Source organism: Micromonospora noduli, from assembly GCF_003264475.1.
Classification (GTDB): domain Bacteria; phylum Actinomycetota; class Actinomycetes; order Mycobacteriales; family Micromonosporaceae; genus Micromonospora; species Micromonospora noduli.
This window is the reverse complement of sequence record NZ_PYAC01000009.1, coordinates 118,610-142,120: the sequence shown is the minus strand read 5'-3', so window position 1 is coordinate 142,120 and position 23,511 is coordinate 118,610. Positions and strand designations below refer to the sequence as shown.

20 protein-coding genes are annotated in these 23,511 nt (G+C 73.2%); 12 read left to right on the top strand and 8 right to left on the bottom strand.

Annotated elements, in window-relative coordinates; genetic code table 11:
- Positions 1–46: 46 nt before the first annotated feature.
- The 6 genes from MED15_RS13165 to MED15_RS13140 are packed head-to-tail and all read right to left on the bottom strand — an operon-like array spanning position 47 to position 5,355.
- The gene (locus tag MED15_RS13165) at positions 47–1,534 is read right to left on the bottom strand and encodes a phytoene desaturase family protein (RefSeq protein ID WP_112700587.1); all 1,488 of its coding nucleotides are present in this window, start codon (positions 1,532–1,534) and stop codon (positions 47–49) included.
- Between the two features lie 12 nt (positions 1,535–1,546).
- Positions 1,547–2,671, bottom strand: coding sequence for a glycosyltransferase family 2 protein (locus tag MED15_RS13160; protein ID WP_112725195.1), 1,125 nt, complete (start codon positions 2,669–2,671; stop codon positions 1,547–1,549).
- The gene (locus tag MED15_RS13155; RefSeq protein WP_112725196.1) at positions 2,668–3,546 is read right to left on the bottom strand and encodes a carotenoid biosynthesis protein; all 879 of its coding nucleotides are present in this window, start codon (positions 3,544–3,546) and stop codon (positions 2,668–2,670) included. The genes MED15_RS13160 and MED15_RS13155 overlap by 4 nt, the downstream gene beginning before the upstream one ends.
- The gene (locus MED15_RS13150) at positions 3,543–4,094 is read right to left on the bottom strand and encodes a GNAT family N-acetyltransferase (protein ID WP_091407634.1); all 552 of its coding nucleotides are present in this window, start codon (positions 4,092–4,094) and stop codon (positions 3,543–3,545) included. Before MED15_RS13150 ends, MED15_RS13155 begins: the two co-directional genes overlap by 4 nt.
- Complete coding sequence (locus MED15_RS13145; protein WP_112725197.1) at positions 4,091–4,870, bottom strand: monooxygenase; 780 nt, start codon at positions 4,868–4,870, stop codon at positions 4,091–4,093. The genes MED15_RS13150 and MED15_RS13145 overlap by 4 nt, the downstream gene beginning before the upstream one ends.
- Complete coding sequence (locus MED15_RS13140) at positions 4,867–5,355, bottom strand: YbaK/EbsC family protein (protein ID WP_112582768.1); 489 nt, start codon at positions 5,353–5,355, stop codon at positions 4,867–4,869. The genes MED15_RS13145 and MED15_RS13140 overlap by 4 nt, the downstream gene beginning before the upstream one ends.
- A 445-nt stretch (positions 5,356–5,800) precedes the next feature.
- On the opposite strand from MED15_RS13140, the gene MED15_RS13135 reads away from it, so the two are divergent.
- The 12 genes from MED15_RS13135 to MED15_RS13085 all read left to right on the top strand — a co-directional run bounded on the left by MED15_RS13135 (position 5,801) and on the right by MED15_RS13085 (position 19,380).
- Entirely contained in the window at positions 5,801–6,250 is a 450-nt protein-coding gene (locus MED15_RS13135; protein ID WP_007463070.1) for an SAV_6107 family HEPN domain-containing protein, read from the top strand.
- 102 nt (positions 6,251–6,352) lie between these two features.
- Complete coding sequence (locus MED15_RS13130) at positions 6,353–7,078, top strand: hypothetical protein (protein ID WP_112582767.1); 726 nt, start codon at positions 6,353–6,355, stop codon at positions 7,076–7,078.
- A complete protein-coding gene (locus tag MED15_RS13125) occupies positions 7,075–8,688 on the top strand; it encodes a DNA polymerase Y family protein (protein ID WP_112605061.1) in 1,614 nt (537 codons plus the stop codon). Before MED15_RS13130 ends, MED15_RS13125 begins: the two co-directional genes overlap by 4 nt.
- Positions 8,689–8,721: 33 nt before the next feature.
- A complete protein-coding gene (locus MED15_RS13120) occupies positions 8,722–12,108 on the top strand; it encodes an error-prone DNA polymerase (protein WP_112605064.1) in 3,387 nt (1,128 codons plus the stop codon).
- 97 nt (positions 12,109–12,205) lie between these two features.
- Complete coding sequence (locus MED15_RS13115; RefSeq protein ID WP_112605067.1) at positions 12,206–13,555, top strand: extracellular solute-binding protein; 1,350 nt, start codon at positions 12,206–12,208, stop codon at positions 13,553–13,555.
- A 6-nt stretch (positions 13,556–13,561) separates the two neighbouring features.
- A complete protein-coding gene (locus MED15_RS13110) occupies positions 13,562–14,509 on the top strand; it encodes a carbohydrate ABC transporter permease (protein WP_112605070.1) in 948 nt (315 codons plus the stop codon).
- Entirely contained in the window at positions 14,506–14,682 is a 177-nt protein-coding gene (locus MED15_RS33455; protein WP_167362520.1) for a hypothetical protein, read from the top strand. The genes MED15_RS13110 and MED15_RS33455 overlap by 4 nt, the downstream gene beginning before the upstream one ends.
- Complete coding sequence (locus MED15_RS13105; protein WP_112735748.1) at positions 14,679–15,602, top strand: carbohydrate ABC transporter permease; 924 nt, start codon at positions 14,679–14,681, stop codon at positions 15,600–15,602. Before MED15_RS33455 ends, MED15_RS13105 begins: the two co-directional genes overlap by 4 nt.
- Positions 15,603–15,606: 4 nt before the next feature.
- A complete protein-coding gene (locus MED15_RS13100; RefSeq protein ID WP_091407658.1) occupies positions 15,607–16,374 on the top strand; it encodes a methyltransferase domain-containing protein in 768 nt (255 codons plus the stop codon).
- On the top strand, positions 16,371–17,543 hold the full coding sequence (locus MED15_RS13095; RefSeq protein ID WP_112582761.1) for an alkaline phosphatase family protein: 1,173 nt from the start codon (positions 16,371–16,373) through the stop codon (positions 17,541–17,543). Before MED15_RS13100 ends, MED15_RS13095 begins: the two co-directional genes overlap by 4 nt.
- A 62-nt stretch (positions 17,544–17,605) precedes the next feature.
- Positions 17,606–18,865 carry a DNA polymerase IV gene (locus MED15_RS13090; RefSeq protein ID WP_112605076.1) on the top strand — a complete coding sequence of 420 codons (1,260 nt, stop codon included), beginning with the start codon at positions 17,606–17,608 and terminating at the stop codon, positions 18,863–18,865.
- 116 nt (positions 18,866–18,981) lie between these two features.
- Positions 18,982–19,380 carry a DUF3040 domain-containing protein gene (locus MED15_RS13085; protein ID WP_088988398.1) on the top strand — a complete coding sequence of 133 codons (399 nt, stop codon included), beginning with the start codon at positions 18,982–18,984 and terminating at the stop codon, positions 19,378–19,380.
- A gap of 343 nt (positions 19,381–19,723) precedes the next feature.
- On the opposite strand, the gene MED15_RS13080 is transcribed toward MED15_RS13085, so the two are convergent.
- Together MED15_RS13080 and MED15_RS13075 are read right to left on the bottom strand one after the other, a co-directional pair.
- A complete protein-coding gene (locus tag MED15_RS13080; RefSeq protein ID WP_112582759.1) occupies positions 19,724–22,195 on the bottom strand; it encodes a transglutaminase TgpA family protein in 2,472 nt (823 codons plus the stop codon).
- A 16-nt stretch (positions 22,196–22,211) separates the two neighbouring features.
- Positions 22,212–23,510, bottom strand: a complete 1,299-nt coding sequence (locus MED15_RS13075) for a DUF58 domain-containing protein (protein WP_112582758.1) — start codon at positions 23,508–23,510, stop codon at positions 22,212–22,214.
- Between the last annotated feature and the right edge of the window lies 1 nt (position 23,511).

Genomic DNA, 23,511 nt, shown 5'->3' with positions numbered 1-23,511 from the left:
CTGAAAGGTGCCGACCGAGACAGACACCGGCTGGAGCAGGCCGGGTCTACCAGGCGGGGCCGATCTCGTCGGCGACGATCTGCGCGGAGAGGGTCACCATCGGCAACCCGCCACCCGGATGGGTGGAGCCGCCCACCAGCCACAGCCCGTTCGCCGGGCCCCGGTTGGCCGGGCGGAGCAGCCCACCGGCGGTGCCGTAGATCGAGCCACCTGGCGCGCCGGTCGCCACGTCCAGGTCGGCCGGGGTGCGGATCTCGCGGAACAGCAGCCGGTCGCGCACGTCCACGCCGCGCTGCGCCAGCACGTCCAGGATCCGGTCGGCGTACGCGTCGGCCAGCCCCGGGCGTCGCCAGTCGACAGCGCCCGCCGCGGTGCCCTGCCGGGCGGCGTTGACCAGCACGAACCACGCCTCGTGTCCGGCTGGGCGGACCATCGGGTCGTCGGCCACTGTGACGAACACGGCCGGGTCGACCGCCGGCCGGGCCCTTACGCCGCGCCCGGGGTCACCGAAGACCGCGTCGAACTCGGCGTCGTAGTCGTCCGGGAAGAAGACGTTGTGGTGGGCCAGCCCGGTGCTGCCGGAGACGCCGAGCAGCAGCACGAAGCCGGCGAGACTGCGGTCGGTCAGCCCGGCCAGCCGACGCGGGTGCGGCAGCAGGTCACGGTAGACGGTGAGCGCGTCCACGTTGGCCACCACCACGTCGGCGGGCACCGGGGCGGCGACGCCGGCGAGGCGTACCCCGTGCACCCGGCCGCCGGTGGCGTCGATCCGGGTGACAGTGGCGTCGGTCTGCACGACCACGCCGAGGTCCAGGCAGCGGGTCAGCAGCGCGTCGGCGAGAGTACCCAGCCCGCCGCGCAGGTACCAGCCGCCGAAGGCCAGCTCGGCGTAGGGGACCGCGACCAGCGCCGCCGGTGCCCGACGTGGATCGGCGCCGGTGTAGGTGGCGTACCGGTCCAGCATCATCCGCAGCCGCGGGTCGGACAGGTGCCGGCGGCCCAGGCCGCGCAGACTGCGGCCCGGGGCGATGGCGGCCAAATCGCCGACGCGCCAGGCCAGCGACGCGAGGTCGCGGGGAGAGTCGACGGTACGACGCAGGATGTCCCGTGAGGAGGCCTGCCACACCCGCGCCGCCCGGCGCCACAGTCGCTGCCAGTCGGCTGCCGCCCGGTCACCGAACGCGGCCCCGATCCGGGCGGTGAACTCAGCCGGGTCGGCGCACGAGTCCAGGGTCGGGCCGCCGTCGGGAAAGACGTGCCGGACGATCGGGTCCAGCGGGACCAGGTCCAGGTATTCGTCGAGCTTCGCCCCGGTCGCCTCGAACAGGTCGTGGAAGACCTCGGGCAGGGTGAGCAGGCTCGGCCCGGTGTCGAAGTGGAACGACCCGGCCGGGGTGTCGTGCGCGTACCGGCCGAGCTTGCCGCCGACCGTGTCGGCCCGCTCGAAGACGGTCACCTGGTGCCCGGTAGCGGCCAGCCGGGCGGCGGTGGCGAGGCCACCCACCCCGGCGCCGACGACCACGATCCGCGCCATGCCGCGTCCTCCCTAGCTGACCGGACGGCCCCGCCAGGTCAGGCGGCGTCGCTTTCGCAGATGGTACGACCGCAGGGTCAACCAACCGAGGACCACGACCGACACGGGGTGTGCGAGCGCGTCGGGCCACCACCGGCCACCGGTCGCGCGGGCGGTGAGCACCCGTCCGGCCACACCCAGCAGGTATGCGATGAGCGCAACCATTGACACCAGGGGAGCTGTCGAGGCGAACCTCAGCGCGATCAGCGGTGGTGCGGTGTAGAGCAGCAGCAGCGCCGCCACCACGGCCGCCGCCGCGCCCGGGTGCCCGAACGACGCCCAGAGCGACTTCGAGTACCCGTCGCGCAGTTGCGGCCAGTCGTCGTACATCCGGCAGATGGCCAGCCGGGAGCCGTCGGCCAGGGCGATCCGCCCACCGGCCCGCTTGACCGCCCGGGCCAGCTCGACGTCCTCCAGGATCTTGTCGGCGACCGCGGCGTGCCCGCCGGCGGCGGTGTAGCCGGCCCGGTCCACCACCAGGAACTGCCCGCCCGCCGCGGCCAGCGACGGCCGCGACGAGCGCTCCATCGCGCGCAGCGGCAGGAAGGTCAGCCAGAGCCACTGCAACAGCGGCTGCACCAACCGGTCGCCGGCCGTCGCCACCACGATCCGGGGGTACGGCGACAGCAGCGTCACCCGGGCGGCGCGCAACTCGGTGACGGCAGCGGCCACGGCGTGCGGGGCGAGCACCACGTCGGCGTCGACGAAGACCAGCGCTGTGGCGTCCGGGTCGGCCCGGGTGGCCAGCTGCCAGCAGGCGTGCGGCTTGCCCAGCCAGCCCGGCGGTGGGGCGACCCCGGTGAGCAGCGTGACCCGGGGGTCGTCGCCGGCCACCGCGCGGACCACCTCGGCGGTGCCGTCGGTGGACCCGTCGTCGAGGACCACGACGCGCATCCCGGGTACGCCGCGCTGGGCCAGCAGGGCGCGCAGGCAGGGCGTGACCCGGGTGGCCTCGTCGCGCAGCGGCAGCAGCACGGTGACCGGCTCGTCGACGTCGTCGGGCCGGTCGGTGGGTCGGCGCAGCCACCGGGTGGCGTTGAGCCAGGTGTGCCCGGTCAACGCGGCGACGGCGATGAGCAGGGCGAGCAGGACGGTCATCGGGTCGCGTCGACGCCGGGCCGGTGTGGCTGGTGGGCCTCCCGACCGGGGTCACCGCCCCGGCGGGCACGCAGGAGGGTCACTGCCAGGGGTACGGCGGTCACCGACATGCCGGCGGCGCCCCAGAGCGCCGAGGCGGGCAGGTCGAGGAAGACGGCGTGGGCCAGGATGCTGGAGAAGTACGTCCACAGGTAGAGCGCGACCATCGGGTGGTCCCGCTGATCGGTGTGCTCGGCGGCCGGCCCGGCCAGCGGGCGCAGCGCGCTCATCATCAGCACCGCGAAGAGCAGCCAGCCCAGGTAGTTGCTGACCGGGATGCCGGCCAGGCCGGGCAGGGCCGGGGTGGCGTCGCGCCAGACCCAGTAGCCCTCGGCCACCATCTGCGGGTCGAGGAAGAGGTCCCAGGCGGCCAGCCCCACGGTGGCCAGCGCGATCCGCCCCACCCATCGACCCACCGTCGATCCGCTGCCGCCGGCCGTCGGCCCGCCGCCGTTGGCCGTTGCGGCAGTGCCGCCGGTCAGTCGGACCGCTGCGAGCCAGGCCGGCCAGGCCATCCAGGTCCAGGCCAGCGGAATGATCAGCGGCACGCCGGCCAGCTTGGGGCCCAGCTCTCCGGAGTAGTCGTAGCTGCCGAACGGCACGCCGGTGGCCACCCCGATCGCCTCGATCGCGAACCCGCCGCCGGTGGCCACCGCGACCAGCGCTGCCGCCACCCGTGGGCCCCGGCTGAGCAGCGCGTGGCCGACCGAGAGCAGCCAACCGAGGACGACGGTGGCCACGGTGAGCCCGGCCCGGGTGGCGCCGGTGGTGAGCGGGTAGCAGATCTGGGCGAGCACCAGGACGACGAGCAGCGTCCAGGAGATCCGCCGGGTCATGACGCCGGTGGCTCGAGCGGCAGATCCCGACCGAGTACGCCGAACGGTCGCTCGTCGCCGGGGAAGTGGAAGTCGCGCAGCACGTCGACGAAGCCGAACCGTCGGTACAACCGCCAGGCCCGCGAGGTCTGCTCGTCGGCCTCCGGGGTGGACAGCAGCACTGTGTCGCCCTCCGCCATGCCGAGCAGCGCGCGCAGCTGACCGGCGCCCAGGCCGTGCCCCTGCGCCGGTGGCCTGACGTGCAGCTCGACCACCTCGAAGCAGTGGGTGAGCCAGCGCGTACGAGTCGGGGCGTCCAGCGCGCGGTGCACCTGGTCGTGCCACCACTGACCGGAGGCGCCCAGGTAGCCGTAGCCGAAGCCGGCGAGGTGACCCTCGCTGGTCAGGCTGGCGACCGCCCGGAAACCCGGCCGGCGGACGTGGGTGGCGATGTAACCGCGCCGGGCCTCCAGCAGGTCGGTGCGGTATCCCATCGCCTCGCCGTAGACGGCCACCACGTCGTCCAGCCGCCGGACGAGATCGTCCGGCGTCCAGCGCACCAACCTCATGCCCGTCCACCCTTCACCGTTTCCGGGCCGCCGTCGACGACCCATCCGAGCACCGACCGGTCGCCGACCACGTCGCGCACCTCGAACCGGGCGAACAGCTCCTCGGCGTACCAGCCCGCGGTGGGGGTTCGCATGATCGCCGCCCGATGCTCCGGGTGACGGTACGCGAACGCCACCAGGTCCGTCGGGTCGCGCCACACGCTCACCGTGCCCTGCCAACCCAACGGGGCCTCTCCGACCCCGAACCGGGCCAGCAGTCCGGGCGCGTCGCGCAGGGCGGCGGCCACCGGCGGGATCGCCCGCCAGAAGGTGGCCGCCCGGCGGGCTCGCAGCCGGGCCCGGGTCAGTGCCAGCACCGGGCCGGTGACCCGGCCGCCCGACGGGTCGCCGAACGGCCGCTGGCCGGACCACTCGCCCCGGCTGGTCAGCGGGCGTAGGTCGATTCGCGCCTGGGCGTGGGCGATGCGCGCCCAGGCCCGCCCTACCGGCGAGTCGTCGAAGCCTTCCGCCGCGGCGGGAGAGTCCCAGACGGTCAGCGCCGCCCACCGGGTCAGGTCGGCGTCCCGTGGCCCGAAGTCGGTGCCGGTCCCGGTGCCCAGCAGCTTGCCGAACCGAACGCCGGGGAGGGCCCGCAACCGGCGGGGGTCCACAGCCATCCGGGTCAGCGCCCGGGGCAGCGCGCCGTGGGAGGTCCGCCACACGTGCAGCGTGACCAGCTCCGGAGCCGCGCCGGCGTCGCTGCTGGGACTGCTGGTGCGCTCGCCTGGCTCGCTCACGCCACCTCGGCCGGGGTGCCGGCGGTGACCCGCAACAGCTCGGGGTAGGTGGTCGGGAAGACCGCCTGGGGTACGCCACCCGCGGCCCAGATCTCCGGGTACGCCGCCAGCGCCGTGTCCACCAGGGTGCGCAGCGGGTGCGGGTGCCCGAGTGGGGCGACCCCGCCGATCGGCTGCCCGGTGTGGGCCCGGACGAACTCCGGGGTGGCCCGACGCAGTCGGGTGACGCCGATCGATGCCGCCAGGCCGGCGGTGTCGACCCGGTGCGCGCCGGAGGTGAGGACGAGCAGCGGTGTGTCGTCCGCGTCGAAGATCAGTGAGTTGGCGATCTGGCCGACCTCGACGTCGAGCGCCGCAGCGGCCGCCGCGGCGGTGTGCACCGCGTCGGGCAGCAGACGGACCATGCTGGGCTCACCGGCGCCGTCGAGCGTGCCGGCGGCGGTGAGCGCGTCCTGCACCGCCCGTACGTTCGGGTGTGGCTGCATCCCGCCATTCTTCCCGGTTCGCTGGTGGCCGGTTCAGCCGGCCGGCACGCTCGGCGCGTCACACGTTGCATTTTCGTCGGAGGGGAGGTGTACTGTCAGCAGCAGTTAGAACGAGTGTTCGATTGCCTCGAACGCCCGTTCCAACCAGCCGGAGCGCGGCGTTTCGCGGCGCCACCTCCGGGCGGTGCGGCTCCGCGGGCCGCACCTGGGTTTCCGGGCAGTCGCGAGCCTGGTCCCAACAGGCAGGAGCGTCGCCCGCCGCCCACGACCCCCGGGCGGCGGGCGACGCACCCGCCGGTCCGCCGGCCGGGTGTGGTGTGGGGAAGCATCCACACCCGGCCGGCCACACCCGGTGCGTCTTCCTCCGCACCACCCCGACCTCGGCGTCTCGTCGGTGGCATCAGCCGCCGCAGTGACGTCTCGGCCACGTGGAGGAGAGACACCCATGCCGACCAACCCGGCTCAGGCACCGACGGTGCCGGCGCACGTGCTGCCGCACCGCACCCCCGCCCAGCTCCTCACGTTGGCCCGCCGTGGGCTGGTCGAGGCCGGCCAGACCCGACCTGACGGTCTGCGCTACGCGGCTGCCCACCTGGCCGCCCTGCGCGCGGCGGCGGCCCTGCTCGCCGCCCGGGCCCGACCCGCGCCGAGTCGACGCAACCGGATCACCAGCGTCTGGGTCCTCCTCTGCGCCGTCGCTCCGGAGCTCGACGAGTGGTCCCGGTTCTTCGCCGCAGGGGCCAGCAAGCGCGCCGCCGCCGAGGCCGGCATCCCCCGGGTGGTCAGCGCCCGGGAGGCCGACGACCTGCTCCGCGCTGCCGAACAGTTCGTCACGGTGGTGGAAACCGCGCTCGGTGTGGCCCACCAACCGGCCCTGGACGGCCTCGCCGCCTGATCCCGCCGTGCCACCGGCCGCCCCGCGGGGGGAGCCGGGCGGCCGGTGGCACGGCGTGCCGGTCCTGATCTGATCCACAGCAACGACGGGGGAGTTGGTCCAATGGCGGGCCGCATGGTGGTCGGTTCCGCCGCACTGGCCGATCTGGTGCGCCCGGCGAGCGCACCCGACCCGGTCGGTGGCCACCGGGTGCTGCCGGTGGTGCCCGAGCTGACCGGTCTGCTGCCCAACAGGGGCCTGCGCCGGGGCAGCACCATCGCGGTCGCCGCCGGCCAGCCCCGCCGCAGCGGTGGCACCTCGCTGATGCTGGCCCTGCTCGCCGAGGCGTCCCGGGCCGGCTCGTGGTGCGCCGTGGTCGGGGTGCCGACGTTCGGCGCGGGCGCGGCGGCTGAGCTGGGCATCGCCCTGGACCGGCTGGCCCTGGTGCCGAACCCCGGCCCCGAGTGGGCCACAGTGGTCGCCGCGCTGATCGACGGGGTGGACGTCGTGGTCACCACCGTGCCGGCCTCGGTCTCCGCCTCGGTCGCCACCCGGTTGGCCGCCCGGGCCCGGCAGCGCGGCAGCGTGCTCGTCCCGTACGGCCGGTGGGACGGCGCGGACGTGACGCTGCAGGTGGTCCGGGGAGTCTGGGAGGGGCTCGGGCTGGGCCGGGGGCGGTTGCGCCGCCGGGAGATCACCGTCTCGGCGCGCGGGCGCGGGGCGGCCGCCCGGCCCAAGGAGATCAAGGTCTGGCTCCCGGGTGACGAACTGACCCGGGTGATCCCTCGTACGCTGCCGTCGCCAGTAGGTCGACCGGCCGTGCCACTCGCCCTGGTCGGTCGGGGGTGACCGGCGCGCCGGCGCGCACGCTGCTGCTGTGGTGCCCGGACTGGCCGGTGCTCGCCGCCGAGATCGTCGACGGGGTGCCGGCGACCGGTCCGGTCGCCGTGCTGCACGCCAACCGGGTGGTCGCCTGCTCCGAGCGGGCCCGCGCCGAGGGGGTGCGTCGGGGGCTGCGCAAGCGGGAGGCCCAGGGGCGCTGTCCGCAGCTCACTGTCGTGGAGTACGACCCCGGCCGGGACGCCCGAGCGTTCGAGCCGGTGGTCGCCGCGGTGGAGGAGTTGGTCGCCGGCGTGGAGGTGGTCCGTCCGGGAGCCTGCGCGGTGGCCGCCCGGGGGCCGGGCCGCTACCTCGGCGGTGAGGAGGCGGCCGCCGAGCGGATCATCGAGCACGTGGCGCAGTCGTGCCTGGTGGAGAGCCAGGTCGGCATCGCCGACGGGGTGTTCGCGGCCGGGTTGGCCGCTCGCGCTGGCCGGGTGGTGGCACCGGGCGGGACACCGGAGTTCCTGGCCGGGTTGCCGGTCGAGGCGCTCGGCCGGTCGGCGCTGGCCGACCTGCTGCGCCGGCTGGGGGTACGCACCCTCGGCGACTTCGCCGCACTGCCGGCCGGCGACGTGCTGGCCCGGTTCGGGTTCGACGGTGCGCTGGCCCACCGGCTGGCCGCCGGGCGGGATCACCGCCCACTCGCCGTCCGGCAGCCGCCGGCCGACCTGACGGTGACCGCGGAGCACGACGAGCCGATCGACCGGGTCGACGCGGCGGCGTTCGTGGCCCGGGCGCTGGCCGAGCGGCTGCACGAACGGCTGGCCGGGCATGGGCTGGCCTGCACCCGGCTCGGCATCGAGGCGGTCACCGAGCACGGGCAGGAGCTGCACCGGGTGTGGCGGCACGATGGCCTGCTCACCGCCGCGGCCATCGCCGACCGGGTGCGCTGGCAGCTCGACGGGTGGCTCTCCGGCAGCAACGGCCGCGCCGGTGCCCGACCGGCCCGACCGACGGCCGGCATCATCCGGCTGCGACTGATCCCGGACGGGGTGATCGCCCAGGCCGGTCTGCAGGCCGGTCTCTGGGGGGAGACCGGCGAGGAGCGGGAACGCGCGCACCGGGCGTTGAGCCGGGTGCAGGGCATCCTCGGCCCGGAAGCGGTGGTCACCGCGGTGCTCGGTGGTGGGCGCTCCCCGGCCGACCAGGTGCGACTGGTGCCGTGGGGCGACGAACGCGTCCCCGCCCGTCCTGGCCCGCCGGCCGATGCCGGCGCCGACCCGGCCACCGGCCGGGGTGGAGGCGGGGCTCCGCCGTGGCCGGGCCGGCTGCCGGCGCCCGCGCCGGCGGTGGTGCTGCCCAGTCCGCTCGCGGCGACGGTGCACGACGCCGCCGGTGAGCCGGTGGTGATCAGCGCGCGGTTGGCGGTGAGCGCCCCACCGGCTCGGCTGGTGGTCGGCACCGGCCAGCCGGCGGAGATCGTGGGCTGGGCCGGCCCGTGGCCGGTGGACGAGCGGTGGTGGGCGCCGGTCGAGGCCCGCCGCCGGGCCCGGTTCCAGGTCAGCCTGGCCGACGGTGCCGCCCTGCTGCTGGCCGTGGAGGCCGGGCAGTGGTTGGTGGAGGCGATCTATGACTGAGCCGGTGCTCACCAGGTCGGAGGTGGCTGCTCGATGAGCTTCCACAACCCGAAGATGCCCTGGTCGGAGCTGGAGCGGGTGCTCTCCGGGCGGGCCAGTGGCGGCTCCGGCCGGTCGGGCGGTGGGCGTTCGCGCGAGGAGCGGCACCTGCACGTGGTGGACCCGCTCGCCGTGGACGCCGATGGCGGCGACTCCCCGGCCTGGAGCCGCCGTCGCGAGCAGTACCAGCCACCGGAGCTGACCCGCCCCGACGGCGTGGTGCCCTACGCGGAGCTGCACGCGCACACCAACTTCAGCTTCCTCGACGGCGCCAGCCACCCGGAGGAGCTGGCCGAGGAGGCGGCCCGGCTGGGGCTCACCGCGCTCGCCGTCACCGACCACGACGGCTTCTACGGGGTGGTCCGCTTCGCCGAGGCGGCTCGTACGCTGGGCCTGCCGACCATCTTCGGCGCGGAGCTGTCCCTCGGCCTGCCCGGCCCGCAGAACGGCGAGCCCGACCCGCACGGCGCGCACCTGCTGGTGCTCGCGCACGGACACGAGGGGTACGCCCGGCTGGCCACCACCATCGCCCGCGCCCAGCTACGCGGCGGGGAGAAGGGCCGCCCGGATTACGGGGACCTGGAGGAGGTCGCCGCCGAGCTGCGTGACCATGTGCTGGTGCTGACCGGCTGCCGCAAGGGGCACGTGCCGGGGGCGCTGCTCACCGAGGGGGTGGACGCGGCGGCCCGCGAGTTGGACCGGCTGACCGCGCTCTTCGGCGCGGAGACGGTGGCCGTGGAGCTGACCGACCACGGCCATCCCATCGACGCCGACCGTAACGACGCGCTCGCCGAGTTGGCCGCCGCGGCCGGGTTGCCGACGGTGGCCAGCAACAATGTGCACTACGCCAGCCCCGGCCGGCGTCGGCTGGCCACCACCGTCGCCGCGGTCCGGGCCCGACGCAGCCTGGACGAGATCGACGGCTGGTTGCCCGCGGCGGCCACCGCCCACCTGCGCAGCGGCGCGGAGATGGCGGCCCGGTTCGCCGCGTACCCGGGTGCGGTGGCGCGGGCCGCCGAGTTCGGCGCCGAGTTGGCCTTCGACCTCCAGCTCGTCGCGCCGCAGCTACCGGCGTACCCGGTGCCGCCGGGGCACACCGAGATGAGCTGGCTGCGGAAGCTGACAGCTGACGGGGCGCACGAGCGCTACGGCCCCCCGCAGGCGCACCCGACGGCGTACGCGCAACTCGAGCACGAACTGAACATGATCGAGGAGCTGGGTTTCCCCGGCTACTTCCTGGTGGTCTACGACATCGTCACGTTCTGCCGTGACCAGGACATCTACTGCCAGGGTCGGGGTTCGGCGGCCAACTCGGCGGTCTGCTACGCGTTGCGGATCACCAATGTGGACGCGGTCCGGCATCAACTGCTCTTCGAGCGGTTCCTCGCCCCGGAACGGGACGGCCCACCCGACATCGACGTGGACATCGAGTCCGACCGCCGGGAGGAGGTGATCCAGCACGTCTACACCCGCTACGGCCGGGAGCACGCCGCCCAGGTCGCCAACGTCATCTCCTACCGGCCCCGGTCGGCAGTGCGGGACGTGGCCAAGGCCTTCGGCTACTCGCCGGGGCAGCAGGATGCCTGGAGCAAGCAGATCGACAGGTGGGGCTCGGTCGCCACTGTCGATGTCGAGAACATCCCCGAGCAGGTGGTGGAGTACGCCAACGAGCTGCAGACGTTCCCGCGGCACCTGGGCATCCACTCCGGCGGCATGGTGATCTGCGACCGGCCGGTGATCGAGGTCTGCCCGGTGGAGTGGGGGCGGATGCCCGGGCGCAGCGTCCTGCAATGGGACAAGGACGACTGCGCCGCGGTGGGCCTGGTCAAGTTCGACCTGCTCGGCCTGGGCATGCTCTCCGCCCTGCACTACGGCTACGACATGATCGGGTCCCGGCTCGACCTGGGCGACATGACCCTGGACGACCCGGAGGTCTACGACATGCTCTGCCGGGCCGACTCGGTCGGGGTGTTCCAGGTGGAGAGTCGGGCCCAGATGGCCACCCTGCCCCGACTCAAGCCCCGCGAGTTCTACGACCTCGTGGTCGAGGTGGCGCTGATCCGCCCCGGCCCGATCCAGGGCGGTTCGGTGCACCCGTTCATCCGCCGCAAGAACGGCCAGGAGCCGGTGACCTTCGCGCACCCGCTGATGCGCAACGCCCTGGAGAAGACCCTTGGTGTGCCGTTGTTCCAGGAACAGCTGATGCAGCTCGCCATCGACCTGGCCGGCTTCGACGCGGCCGAGGCCGACCAGTTGCGCCGGGCGATGGGCGCCAAACGGTCGGTCGAACGGATGACCCGGATCGCCGACCGGCTCTACGCCGGGATGGCCGAGCGGGGCATCACCGGTGAGCTGGCCGACGACGTCTACCGCAAACTCACCGCGTTCGCCAGCTACGGCTTCCCGGAGAGCCACGCGATGAGCTTCGCCTACCTGGTCTACGCCAGCTCCTGGCTCAAGCGTTACCACCCCGCGCCGTTCCTGGCCGCGCTGCTCAACGCCCAGCCGATGGGTTTCTACTCGCCGCAGACCCTTGTCGACGACGCCCGCCGGCACGGGGTGGAGGTCCGTCGTCCGGACATCAACGCCAGCGGTGCGCTGGCGGTGCTGGAGTCGACCCCGGAGACCCGGTGGGGCAGCGGGCCGGGGGAGCCGCCGCACGCCTGGGGGCTGGGCGGCCCCGCCGTCCGGCTCGGCCTGTCCAGTGTGCGGACCCTCGGTGCCGACGTGGCCGAACGGATCGAGGCCGAACGGGTAGCCGGTGGGCCGTACCGGGACATGCCGGATGTGGCCCGGCGGCTCGGTCTCACCGCCGCGCAGCTGGAGGCGTTGGCCACCGCGGACGCCTTCGCCTGTTTCGGGCTGACCCGGCGGCAGGCGCTGTGGGCCGCCGGTGCGGCGGCCCAGGACCGGCCGGGTCGGCTGCCCGGCACGGTGACCGGCGCGGCGGCGCCCACGCTGCCCGGGATGGAGGCGGTGGACCGGCTGGTCGCCGACGTGTGGGCCACCGGGTTGTCGCCGGAGAGCCACCCCGCCCGGTTCATCCGGGGTCAGCTCGACGTGCTCGGCGCGGTGCCGATCGCCCGGCTCGGCCGGGTGGAGCCGGGGCAACGGATCCGGGTCGGTGGCATCGTCACCCACCGACAACGCCCGGCGACCGCGGGCGGGGTCACCTTCCTCAACCTGGAGGACGAGACGGGGATGCTCAACGTCACCTGTTCGCCAGGGTTGTGGCAGCGCTACCGGCGGGTGGCGCGGACCAGCGCCGCGCTGGTGGTCCGAGGGCGGTTGCAGCGGCACGAGGGGGTGACCAACCTGGTCGCCGACCGGTTGGACGCCATCGAGCCACCGGTCAGCCCCGCCTCCCGTGACTTCCGGTGACCTTTCGGCTACCGAAACCTCACGTTTGAGATTCGCGCAATGAGGAGAAGTGCAGGTCACGCGGGCGGTGTGGCCGGCGTGAACTCGGGAGGGACACATGTCACGGATACTGCGGGCGACGGTGTTCGCCGGGGCGCTCACTCTGGCGATCAGCGGCTGCGGGGGAGTCGGCGGCGGCAGTGACGAGGGCGGGGGCACCGCCACCAAGGGCGCGCTCAGCACCATGGGTTTCGGCTTCTCCGACGAGATCGCCACCACCCGCATCGAGGCGTTCAAGCGGGACAACCCGGACGTCGAGCTGAAGGTCACCGAGGGCGCGTTCGACGAGCAGCAGTTCCTCTCCGCGGTCGCCTCCGGAAACCCGCCGGACCTGGTCTACATGGACCGCAAGCTGATCGGCACGTACGCCAAGCGGGGCGCCATCCAGCCGCTGACCCAGTGCGTCGACAAGCAGGACATCGACCTGGGGCAGTACCGGCCCGCCGCCCGTGAGCAGGTCACCCTGGATGGCACCGTCTACGGCATCCCGGAGTTCTCCACCGTCCGGGTGGTCTACCTCAACGAGGGGCTGCTCAAGAAGGCCGGAGTCACCGCCGACCAGGTCAACCTGGCCGACTGGGCCGCGCTGCCCGCGCTCAACGCCAAGCTGGCCTCGGTCTCCGGTGGTCGGCTCGACCGGATCGGCATCGACCCGAAGATCCCCGAGTTCCTGCCGATGTGGGCCAAGGCCAACGGCGTCGACATGCTCTCCGCCGACGGTCGCGCCGCCAAGCTGGACGATCCCAAGGTGATCGAGGCGTTGACCACCGGGGTCAACCTGATCCAGCAGCAGGGTGGCTGGGGCGCCTTCAAGTCGTTCCGGGACACCTTCGACTTCTTCGGCGCCCAGAACCCGCTGTCGAAGAACCAGATTGTGGCGTGGCCCATGGAGGAGTGGTTCCTCAACCAGGCCGCCAAGAACTCCCCGAACGCCGAGTTGGTGGTCAAGCCGTTCGTGGACCGGCAGGGCAAGCCGCTGACCCAGTCCGCCGGGCAGGCCTGGGTGATCACCAAGGGCGCGAAGAACCCGGACGCCGCGTGCGCGTTCGTCAAGAAGATGACCGCCACCGACACCTGGCTGGCCGCCGCGAAGGCCCGGGTGGATGCGCGCAAGGCCGCCGGCCAGCCGTTCACCGGCGTCTACACCGCCAACGCCGAGGCCGACAAGAAGATCTTCGACGAGCTGTACCAGCCGACCGGCAACAAGCGTTTCGACGACGCGGTGGCGACCATCCGTTCGGTGCAGGACGCCGCGTTCGCGCTGCCCGCCTCGCCGGCCGGCGCCGAGTTCGACAAGGCGTACTACGACGCGGTGAACCGGGTCCTGGCCGGCCAGGAACAGCCGGCGCAGGCGTTGCAGCGAGCGCAGCGGGAGGCTACCGCGGCGCTCGACAAGGCCGCGAAGTAACCCACGATGGCCACCGTCACCCCTCCCGTCCCGGGCCGGCGGCACCGTACGCCGCTGGCCCGGCGGGAGGCCCGCTGGGCGTACCTCTTCCTGGCGCCCTGGATCATCGGGTTTCTGATCTTCTACGCCGGGCCGATGCTCGCCAGCCTCTGGTTGAGCTTCACCGAGTACGACGTGATCAACCCACCGGAGTACACCGGGCTGGACAACTACCGGCAGTTGATGAGCGATCCGGCGGTGGCCCGTAGTCTCGGCAACACTGTCTACTACACGGCGCTGCACGTCCCGCTGGTGATGCTCATCTCGCTGGGGCTGGCGCTGCTGCTCAAGCGGGTCGGCCGGTTGCAGGGCTTCTTCCGGACCGTCTTCTACCTGCCGGTGATGACCCCGGCGGTGGCGGTCGGGATCCTGTTCCTGCTGCTGCTCAACACCCAGGACGGCCTGATCAACCGCGCGCTGGGCCTGGTCGGGATCGCGGGTCCGAGTTGGACCACCGACCCGCACTGGGTGATGCCCGGCATCATCCTGATGAGCCTGTGGAGCCTCGGCTCCACTGTGATCATCTACCTGGCCGCGTTGCAGAACGTGCCCCGTGACCTGTACGAGGCGGCGGCCATCGACGGCGCCGGCTCCTGGGCCCGGTTCCGTTCGGTCACCCTGCCGATGATCTCGGGCGCGCTGTTCTTCACGTTGATCGTCAACACGATCGCGTCGCTGCAGATGTTCACCGAGGTCTACACCATGTACTTCGGCAACAGGGAGACCCAGAACACGTTCAACAGCGACGCGGCCAGTTTCTACGTCATCCACCTGTTCCAGGAGGCGTTCCAGTTCCTGCACATGGGCTTCGCCTCGGCGATGGCGTGGCTACTTTTCGTGATCATCTTGATCATCACTCTGATACAGGTGAAACTCAGCAACCGGTTCGTGTACTACGAGGGAGAAGACAAGTGACGGGCATGATGGGCCACAACGGCGTGGCCAACGCGCGACGGACCCGACTGACCAACGGTTGGGTACCCGAGCAGCACCTTGAGCCGCGCGAGTACCAGATCACCGATGGTCCGGTGGCCAACGCCCGACGGTCTCGGGCGGAGGAGGATCCAGCAGCCGGGGACCAGTCGTGACGACCGCCGTCGAACGGGGCGCCGCCGCACCGGTACCCGGCCTCCAGCCGGGCCGGTCGGCGGCGCGCCGCCCGCCCGCCGAGCCGGCCCGCCGGCCGATCTGGCATCGGGTGTTGTTCGTGGCGGCGCTGGTCGGCGCCGCTGTGCTCTTCATGCTGCCGTTCGTCTGGCTGGTCAGCGCCTCGTTACGCCCCCGCGAGTACGTCTTCGCCCCCGGCTTCCTGCCCGTTCCGTTCGCCCCGGAGAACTACGCCGAGGCGTGGCAGGCCGTGCCGCTGCTGACCTGGTTCGGCAACAGTGTGCTGGTCGGGGTGGCCGCCGCCGCCGCGGTGACCCTCTCCAGCGCCTGGGTGGCGTTCGGCTTCGCCTACTTCCGGTTCCCCGGCCGCAACCTGCTCTTCGGGCTGGTGCTGGCGACAATGATGTTGCCGTTCGCGGTCACCATGATCCCCACGTACCTGATCTGGTCGAACCTGGGGTTGACCGACACCCAGGTGCCGCTCTGGGCCGGCAACCTGTTCGGCTCGGCCTTCTACATCTTCCTGCTGCGACAGTTCCTGCTCTCGCTGCCCCGGGAATACTTCGAGGCCGCCCGGATGGACGGGGCGAGCTACCCGCAGCTGTTCTGGAAGCTGGCCTTTCCGCTGATCCGGCCGGCGCTGCTGGTCGCCTTCGTCTTCGAGTTCAAGGCCAGCTGGACGGATCTGCTCAAGCCGCTCATCTACCTGCGCAACGAGCAGCTGTACACCCTGCCGCGCGGTCTCAAGGTGGTGCTGGACCGGTTCGGTTACGGCGGTGAGCAACAGTGGGAGGTTGTGCTCGCCGGAAGCGTGCTGGCCACCCTCCCGATGATCATTCTGTTCTTCCTGGCACAGCGGCACTTCGTCGAGGGCATCGCCACCACCGGCCGCAAGGGCTGACCGGGTGACTAGGCTCGACCGGGTGGAGCAGACCCGAGGCCGGTTCGCCGAGCCGCCGCTGACACCCCGTACCGCCGTGATCTGGTCGGTGCTCCGCGCCGAGCTGGACCGGCGCGGCGATGCCGAGCTCACAGTGCTGGACGTGGGCGGTGGCACCGGCGGTTTCGCCGTTCCGCTGGCCCGCGCCGGGCATCGGGTCACCGTCGTCGACGCCAGCCCCGACGCGCTCGCCGCGCTCACCCGCCGCGCCGCCGAGGCCGGGGTGGCCGACCGGATCGCCGCCGTACAGGGCGACGGTGACGCCCTCGCCGGGCTGGTCGAGCCGGCCGGCGTCGACCTGGTGCTCTGCCACGCCGTCCTGGAGGTGGTCGACGACCCGACGCCGGTGGTGACCGCGCTGGCCACCGCGCTGCGCCCCGGTGGCGCGGCCAGTGTGCTGGTGGCCGGCCGGGCCGCCGCCGTGCTGGGTCGCGCGATGAACGGTCACCTGGACGTCGCGACCACCCTGGCCGCCGATCCGGCCGGCACCGCGGGCCCCCGCGACACGCTGCGCCGACGCTACGACGCCCCCGGCGCCGCCGCGCTGCTCGGTGCCGCCGGGCTGGTGGTCGAGGAGATCCACGGGGTACGCGTGCTGGCCGACCTGCTGCCGGCCGCGGTCGCCGACGGGCAGTCCGCCGCTGTGGTCGAGCTGGAACGTGCGCTGGCCGCCCAACCGCCGTACCGGGACCTGGCCGCCCAACTGCACCTGTTCGCCCGCCGGCCGGCATGACCGCCGAGCCCGGTGGCCGGCCGGCGCCGCTGGAGATCCTCGGGCCGGGCCATGGCGGCGGCCGCCTCGCCGACGTGCTGCCCAGCGCGCTGGCCGTGCTCGGGGTGCCCGGCGCGACCGACCCGCTCGGGCTCCGGCCCGCCCTGGCCGGGGTACGCCGGATCGCCGTGCTGCTCGTCGACGGGCTCGGGTGGTACCAGCTGCCGACCGCGGCGCCGTACGCGCCGACTATCGCCGGGCTCGCCGCGACGGTGGCCCGGCCGCTCATCGCCGGTTTCCCGTCCACCACCCCGACCAGCCTGGTGTCACTGGGCACCGGTGTCGCTCCGGGCGCGCACGGCGTGCTCGGCTTCACCGTGCGGGTGCCCGGCACCGATCGGGTGCTCACCCACACCGACTGGGCCGCCGATCCGTCGCCGCTGCGCTGGCAGCCGGTGCCCACTCAGTTGGAGCGGGCCCGCGCCGCCGGGGTGACGACGAGCGTGGTGAGTCGGCCGGAGTTCGGCGGCAGCGGGTTGACAGTGGCCGCCAACCGGGGTGGCGACTTCCGGGGCGCCGCCGGCGGGGACGCGGTGGCCACCGCCATGCTGGCCGCGCTGGCCTCCGGGGCCGGGCCCACAGTGGTCTCCGGCTACCACGCCGACCTGGACCGGCACGGCCACGTCAGCGGCGTCGACTCGGCACCCTGGCGGGAGGCCGCCACCGAGGTGGACGCCCTGGTCGCCCGACTGGTCGACGGGCTGCCGCCGGACGCGGCGCTGCTGGTGACCGCCGACCACGGGCAGCTCGACATCCCTGCCGCGCACCGATTCGACCTGGACACCGATCCGCGACTGCGCGCCGGCGTGCGGCTGGTGGCCGGCGAGGCCCGGGTGCGTTACCTGCACGTCGAGCCGGGCGCTGTCGACGACGTGCGGGCCGCCTGGTCGGAGGTGCTGGGCACCACGGCCCGGGTACGCACCCGCGACGAGGTGGTGGCCACCGGCTGGTTCGGGCCGGTGCCCGAGGAGCACCTGGGCCGGATCGGCGACGTGGTGGTGATCTGCAACGACACGTACGCGGTCATGGCCAGTCGCACCGAACGGCCGATGGCGTCGAAGTTGGTGGCCTACCACGGGTCGGACACCGCGGCGGAGCTGACCGTGCCGCTGCTGGTCGTCCGGGGGTGACCCGGGGGTGGTTCGGCCCGCTGGCCGATGGTGGTGTCGTACCTCCGGGTTAACCTGCCGGGATGGGCCGCAGTCAGTCGTTGCCCCGGGGCGACGATCCGCGCTTCGGGCCGGACGCCGACGACTCCGCCAGCCCGATCCTGCACGTCGACATGGACGCCTTCTTCGCCGCCGTCGAGGTGCGTCGCCGCCCCGAGCTGCGCGGCCGGCCGGTGATCGTCGGCGGCATCGGCCCGCGCGGGGTGGTCAGCTCGGCCAGCTACGAGGCCCGCCGGTACGGCGTCCGCAGCGCGATGCCGACCAGTCAGGCCAGGGCCCGCTGCCCCCACGCGGTCTATCTGCCGCCGGATTTCTCCGCCTACACGGCCGCCTCCCGGGCCGTCATGCAGATCTTCCGGGACGTCACGCCGCTGGTCGAGCCGCTCTCCCTCGACGAGGCGTTCCTCGACGTGACCGGCGCCCGTCGGCTCTTCGGCTCCCCGGCCACCATCGCCCGGCTGATCCGTCGCCGGGTCGCCGACGAGCAGGCGCTGACCTGCTCGGTCGGGGTGGCGCCGACCAAGTTCGTGGCCAAGCTGGGCTCCACCCGGGCCAAGCCGGACGGCCTGCTGGTCGTGCCCCCGGGGCAGGTGCTCGACTTCCTTCACCCGCTGCCGGTGGACGCCCTGTGGGGGGTGGGGGAGCGCGCCGCCGAGGCGCTACGCCGGCTCGGCCTGACCACCGTCGGCGACCTCGCCGAGGCGCCGGTGGGCATGCTCCGCCGAGCCGTCGGTGCCGCCTCGGCGTCGCACCTGCACGAGTTGGCCTGGGGGCGCGACCCGCGTGGGGTCAGCCCCGAGCACGTCGACAAGTCGATCGGCGCCGAGGTGACCTTCGACGTCGACGTGGCAGACCCGTTGGAGATCCGCCGTGCGTTGCTCGCGCTCAGCGCGAAGGTCGGCGTCCGGTTGCGCGGCTCCGAGCAGGTCGGGCGCACCGTCTCACTCAAGGTCCGGCTGGCCGACTTCCGCACCGTCAGCCGATCTCGCACCCTCGACGTTCCCACCGACACCGCTCGCGAGATGTTCGACACGGTCTGGGCGCTCTACACCGCGTTGGACCCGGGCGAGCGGATCCGACTCGTCGGTGTCCGGGTGGAAGGACTCGCCCCGGCGCAGGGCGCTCCCCGGCAACTCACCCTCGGCGCGCCCGAGCGTGGCTGGCGCGAGGCGGAAGCCGCCGCGGACGCCGCGGCTGCCCGTTTCGGGCGGTCCGTCATAGGTCCGGCCAGTCTGATGGGCGACCGTGATCCCCGTCGAAACGAAAATCCACCCCGCCCATAGGTCGTCCCGCTTTCCGACGCGCGACCCCCCTCGTAGACTTGCGGGTAAGCAGCCGGTTGGCTGCCACGGTCTGTCGGCCCGAGTGGGCCCGACCAACGTGACCGGGGAGGAGTGCCGTGCCGCTCTCGGAGCACGAGCAGCGGCTGTTCGAGCAGATCGAGCGGTCGCTTGCCGAGGACCCCAAATTCGCCTCGGCCGTGCGCGCCAGCGATCCGCGCTTCCATGCGCGGCGTCGCCTGCTCGTCGCCGCCGGCGTCATCATCGCTGGCTTGGCTCTACTGGTCTATGGCGCGGTGATCAAGACTCCACCACTGGCGGTGGCGGGCTTCGTCGTCATGCTGGCGTCAGCCGCGTTCGCGGTGCAGTCGCACCGGCGGGCGCAGTCACCCGACCTGCACGTGGTGGGCGGCACGACGAGTCGTCGTCGTCCCCGCGGTGGCCGATCCGGTCGCCGGTCGTCACTCCTGGACCGCATGGAGGACAGGTGGCGGCAGCGCCCGGAGGGGCACCGCTGAGCCGGTCCCGCCGCTGAGGCGGGCCGTACGCCGCGACGAGCGGTCGCCGGGCACAGCCCCGGCGACCTCCGGCGTATCCGCGCGCCCTTCCACGGCTGCCAGCTCTCCGCAGGGCCACTCTCCGCATGATCGTGCTCGGTCCTGGATGTAGTGGCATCGTGCGCCAGGTTCCTGGATCAAGCACGATCTTGGGTGGTCGTTGAGCCGCCGCTCCATGCCCGGCCCGGCGTCGCCACCCCCACGCCACCCATGATCACTTGATGGTGTGCAGTCGCGAGAACCTATCGGCAACTACCGGTCATCAAGTGATCATGAGTGGCGGAGTGGGCGGGTCGGGTTTTGGTCAGCGGGCGGCCCGGTCGGCCAGCAGCCGTCGAGGGTTCCACCGCAGCAGTCGGTACCGGGCCTGCCCGGTGAGCGCCACCATCCGGCTGGACCTGTCGGCCATGGTGGTGCGCCAGCGCAGCAGCACCGAGGGCGGCAGCACGGCGGCGAGCAGGCGGGTCCGTCGGTCCGCCCGTGTGGCGAGCGCCGCACGGACCGCGCGTAGCGCCGGCAGCAACCGCTCACCGGTCAGCGGATCCCGCGCGTAGCGGGCCCGCTCCTCCGCCCGGCCGAGCAGCCGCGCCGACCCGATCGCGTCGTCATCGTCGAGGGCGTCCCGGACAAGCCGGTCTGCGGTCGCCCTGGGCGTCTCGGTCGGATCGACCGGGACCCGGAAGTCCACAAGCGTGTCAAGCAGCTCCGCCCAGGCGGCGTGCGCGTCCGCGCGGGCCCGGTTGGCGTCCGCGTTGACCACCACCGGACGTGCCCCCGGCTCGCTGTCGCCGCCAACAGTGGCGGAGGCCATCACCCCGCTCGCCGCGCGGCCACTGCGTCGGCGGCGTAGGGCCATCCGGCGCAGCGCGGGCACCGCGAGCAGCACCAGCAGGGCCACCAGGCCCGCTGCCCACCAGGGCCAGACCGGTGGCTGCTCGTTCGGCGTCGTCCCGCCGAGAGAGAGCCCGCTGTCGGTGTCCCGGTCGGCGTTGTCCGGGCCGGTCGGCTCCGCCGAGGCGCCCGGGTCCGTCGGGGCGCTCGTGGCGCCGGAGCTCGGGCTGGTCTCCTCCGGCGCGTCAGTGTCCGGTGCCCAGGCCGACCGGGTGGAGCCGGGCACCCCGTACGCCGGGGTGGCGTCGAACGGCACCCAACCAGCCCCGTCGAAGTAGACCTCGGTCCAGGCGTGCAGGTTGAGGTTGGTCAGCGTGAAGGTGTCACCGTCGCGCTTGCTGCCGTTGGTGAACCCGAACGCCACCCGGGCCGGGATGCCGGCCGAGCGGACCAGCCAGGCCATCGCGGCGGCGTACTGCTGGCAGTAGCCGACCTTGTTGGTCAGGAAGTTGACGATGTCCTGACCGCTGCTGCCGCTCTCGGTGCTCAACCGGTAGCTGAACCCGTTGTCCGCCGAGAAGTGCCGGTAGATCGACAGCACCCGGTCGTAGTCAGTGCGCTTGCCCTGGATCAGCCCCTTGACCAGCTCCTCCACCTCGGGCACCGGCCCGGGGGTGGCGGTCATCTGTCGGCGTACGGGGTGCTCGGTCGGCAGCGGCTTCGCGGTCCGCAACGCATCGGGCGTGAAGGTCGAGCGGACGTAGTCGAAGGAGTACTTCCGACCGCGGGAGTTCTCCCGGTTGGAGAAGACGACCTGCTGGTTGGCGTCGTAGAGCCAGTTGTCGCTGAGGTCGTCGGCGCGGGTCGGTTCGGCGTACACCGGCATCAGCGACATGCTCAGGCTCTTGGTGACCTCAACGGTCGCCTGGTAGGTGGTCTGCTGCACACCTGGACCGGCCCGGTCGGCCGGGTTCGGCAGGTCCCGGTTGACCGACCGGCCGCTGGGGTTGCGCGCCTGGAAACCAGCGGGGCGCAGCTCGTCGGCGACCGCGTAGCGCAGGTAGAACGGGCTCTGCTCGGACGTCTTCACCTTTACCAGGTCGGCCACCTGGGACTGGTTGAGCTGGCCGGCGAGCGAGGCGAACAGGTCGATCCGACCCGACGTGCCGCCCGAGCCGGACCCGTTGCCGGTGCCGTTGCCCGGCCCTCGGCTGAGCGAGTCGAGCAGCCCGCCGGTCATGCCCGGCACCGCCAGCGGCAGCACCACCGCCAGGGCCACCCCGACCGCCGCGAGCCGACGGCCGGCGGACGCCAACGGAGAGGCCTCCCACACGTCGACGTCGCGGCCATCACCGGTGAACCGGCGCCCGAAGCGGCGCACCCGGTCGACGTTGTCGGTGACCAGCAGCCAGAGGTAACCGGCGGCGCCCACCACGAACGGCACCGCGGGGACGCTGTCCACGTAGACGGCGACCGGCACCGAGTAGATGGCGAGCATCGGCAGCCCCGCCAGCGCGGGCCGGCGCAGCCCCACGGCCAGTACGTCCACCAGCACGGCGACCCCGCCGACGCCGAGCACGGCGATGAACAGCAGGGGGTCAGTGTCCGGGACCTCGACCCCGTACGAGCGCATGTCCTGCATGGAGCCGGCGAGCAGGTCGCCGAAGTACGCGAGCGTGCCCGGGGTGGGCAGGATCGCGAGCAACTCCTGGCCGCTGGGGAACAACCAGGTCAGGGCGAGCATCAGGCCGGCCAGCATGCCCAGCACCTGACCCCACAGAGGTGCCCGGGCGAGGCGGGTCAGCGCGGCCACCCCGGCCACCACGGCGACCGCGATGATGGACTCGATCAACCATGTCCAGCCCTGGAAGATGGCCGAGAGCGGCGCGGCGGCCAGCAGCGTGGCAGCGGCCGCCACCATGCCGATGTTCCGACTGCTGATCATGAGGGGAGCCTTCCGTTCATCGCACACCGCCAGCGACCGTCTCGGCCAGCGCGGCCCGCAGGGCGAACCCCTGGGCGCCCCGACCGACCTGCGGCCACAGCGCCGGCAGCCGGCCGCCGTGGTCGACGCCGACCACCCGCCAGCCACTCTGCAACATGGCGAGGACGGCGGCGGCGTGGGCGTGCTCCGCCTCGGCCCGCGCCTTCTCCGGCAGGCTGAGCCAGGTGGAGCTGTTCAGCAGGAAGCCGACGCAGGTGGCGCCGTTGCCCCGCAGCCCGGCCAGCAGCTCCGCCTCGGCGACGCTCACAGTGCCGAACAGGCCGATGATCAGACCGCCGTCGGCGCGTTGGCGGACCCGCTGCACGAGGCCGGTGACCTCGGCGCGCTGATCCAGTCGAACCTCCGCGAGGTGGTCGAGCAGCGCGCCGTCCCCGCCGGCCTCCGAGGCGTCCACATCTGCCCCCGAGCCGGTGACCAGGCGCAACTTGTAACCGGCCTGCCGCAGGTGGACGGCGATGCTCGCGGCGGCCGAGACCGACCACTCAAAACTGGCCGTCGGGCCCTCGCCCCGGTGGCCGTACGCCCGGGTGTCCAGGACGACGGTGGCACGGCTCTCCCAGGGTTGCTCCTCGCGGCGCACCATCAGCTCACCGGTGCGGGCCGTGGACTTCCAGTGCACCCGGCGCAGGTCGTCGCCGCGCCGGTACTCCCGGGTCGCCGCGTCGTCCTCGCCGTGCACCGCCACCGAGCGGGCCCGGCTGTCGCCGCTACCCGCGTACTCCCCGGGGAGCCGGACCGACGGCAACGGGGTGACCTGCGGGATGACCGTCAGGTGGTCGGTGCTGGGGAAGGAGCGGGTGAGTTCACAGAGGCCGAACGGGTCGGTCATCCGGACGACCAGCGGGCCCACGTCGTAGCGGCCCCGCACGTCGGCCCGCACCGTGTACGCCACGGAGCTGGCCTGGTGCGCGCCGAGCCGCTCCAACACCACCCGGGGCCGGCTGCCCAGCGCGTAGGGCAGCCGGTCCTCCAGAAGCAGAGTGCCGGTCGGCAGCCGGGAGAGGTTCTGCAGTCGCAGCACCACCCGGGAGTTGGCGCCGACCGGAACCCGGTGCGGATCCAGGGAACGGTTGCAGGCCAGCTTGTAGCGGCTCCGCCCGACGTAGGCGGCGGCCAGCAACGGCAGGATGGCCAACAGCACAGCCACCCGGAGCAGGTCCTTCTCGCCGAGGATGCCGGCCGAGATCGCCGCCGCGGCCGCAGCCGCGAGGAAGGACCGCCCGCGGGTGGTCAGCCCGCGTAGCCCGGCACGCACG

Excerpts from the sequence above, each read along its gene's own strand:
- MED15_RS13165 (WP_112700587.1), bottom strand. The coding sequence starts at position 1,534 with ATGGCGCGGATCGTGGTCGTCGGCGCCGGGGTGGGTGGCCTCGCCACC.
- MED15_RS13160 (WP_112725195.1), bottom strand. The coding sequence starts at position 2,671 with ATGACCGTCCTGCTCGCCCTGCTCATCGCCGTCGCCGCGTTGACCGGG.
- MED15_RS13155 (WP_112725196.1), bottom strand. The coding sequence starts at position 3,546 with ATGACCCGGCGGATCTCCTGGACGCTGCTCGTCGTCCTGGTGCTCGCC.
- MED15_RS13150 (WP_091407634.1), bottom strand. The coding sequence starts at position 4,094 with ATGAGGTTGGTGCGCTGGACGCCGGACGATCTCGTCCGGCGGCTGGAC.
- MED15_RS13140 (WP_112582768.1), bottom strand. The coding sequence starts at position 5,355 with ATGCAGCCACACCCGAACGTACGGGCGGTGCAGGACGCGCTCACCGCC.
- MED15_RS13135 (WP_007463070.1), top strand. The coding sequence starts at position 5,801 with ATGCCGACCAACCCGGCTCAGGCACCGACGGTGCCGGCGCACGTGCTG.
- MED15_RS13130 (WP_112582767.1), top strand. The coding sequence starts at position 6,353 with ATGGCGGGCCGCATGGTGGTCGGTTCCGCCGCACTGGCCGATCTGGTG.
- MED15_RS13120 (WP_112605064.1), top strand. The coding sequence starts at position 8,722 with ATGAGCTTCCACAACCCGAAGATGCCCTGGTCGGAGCTGGAGCGGGTG.
- MED15_RS13115 (WP_112605067.1), top strand. The coding sequence starts at position 12,206 with ATGTCACGGATACTGCGGGCGACGGTGTTCGCCGGGGCGCTCACTCTG.
- MED15_RS13110 (WP_112605070.1), top strand. The coding sequence starts at position 13,562 with ATGGCCACCGTCACCCCTCCCGTCCCGGGCCGGCGGCACCGTACGCCG.
- MED15_RS13095 (WP_112582761.1), top strand. The coding sequence starts at position 16,371 with ATGACCGCCGAGCCCGGTGGCCGGCCGGCGCCGCTGGAGATCCTCGGG.
- MED15_RS13090 (WP_112605076.1), top strand. The coding sequence starts at position 17,606 with ATGGGCCGCAGTCAGTCGTTGCCCCGGGGCGACGATCCGCGCTTCGGG.
- MED15_RS13080 (WP_112582759.1), bottom strand. The coding sequence starts at position 22,195 with ATGATCAGCAGTCGGAACATCGGCATGGTGGCGGCCGCTGCCACGCTG.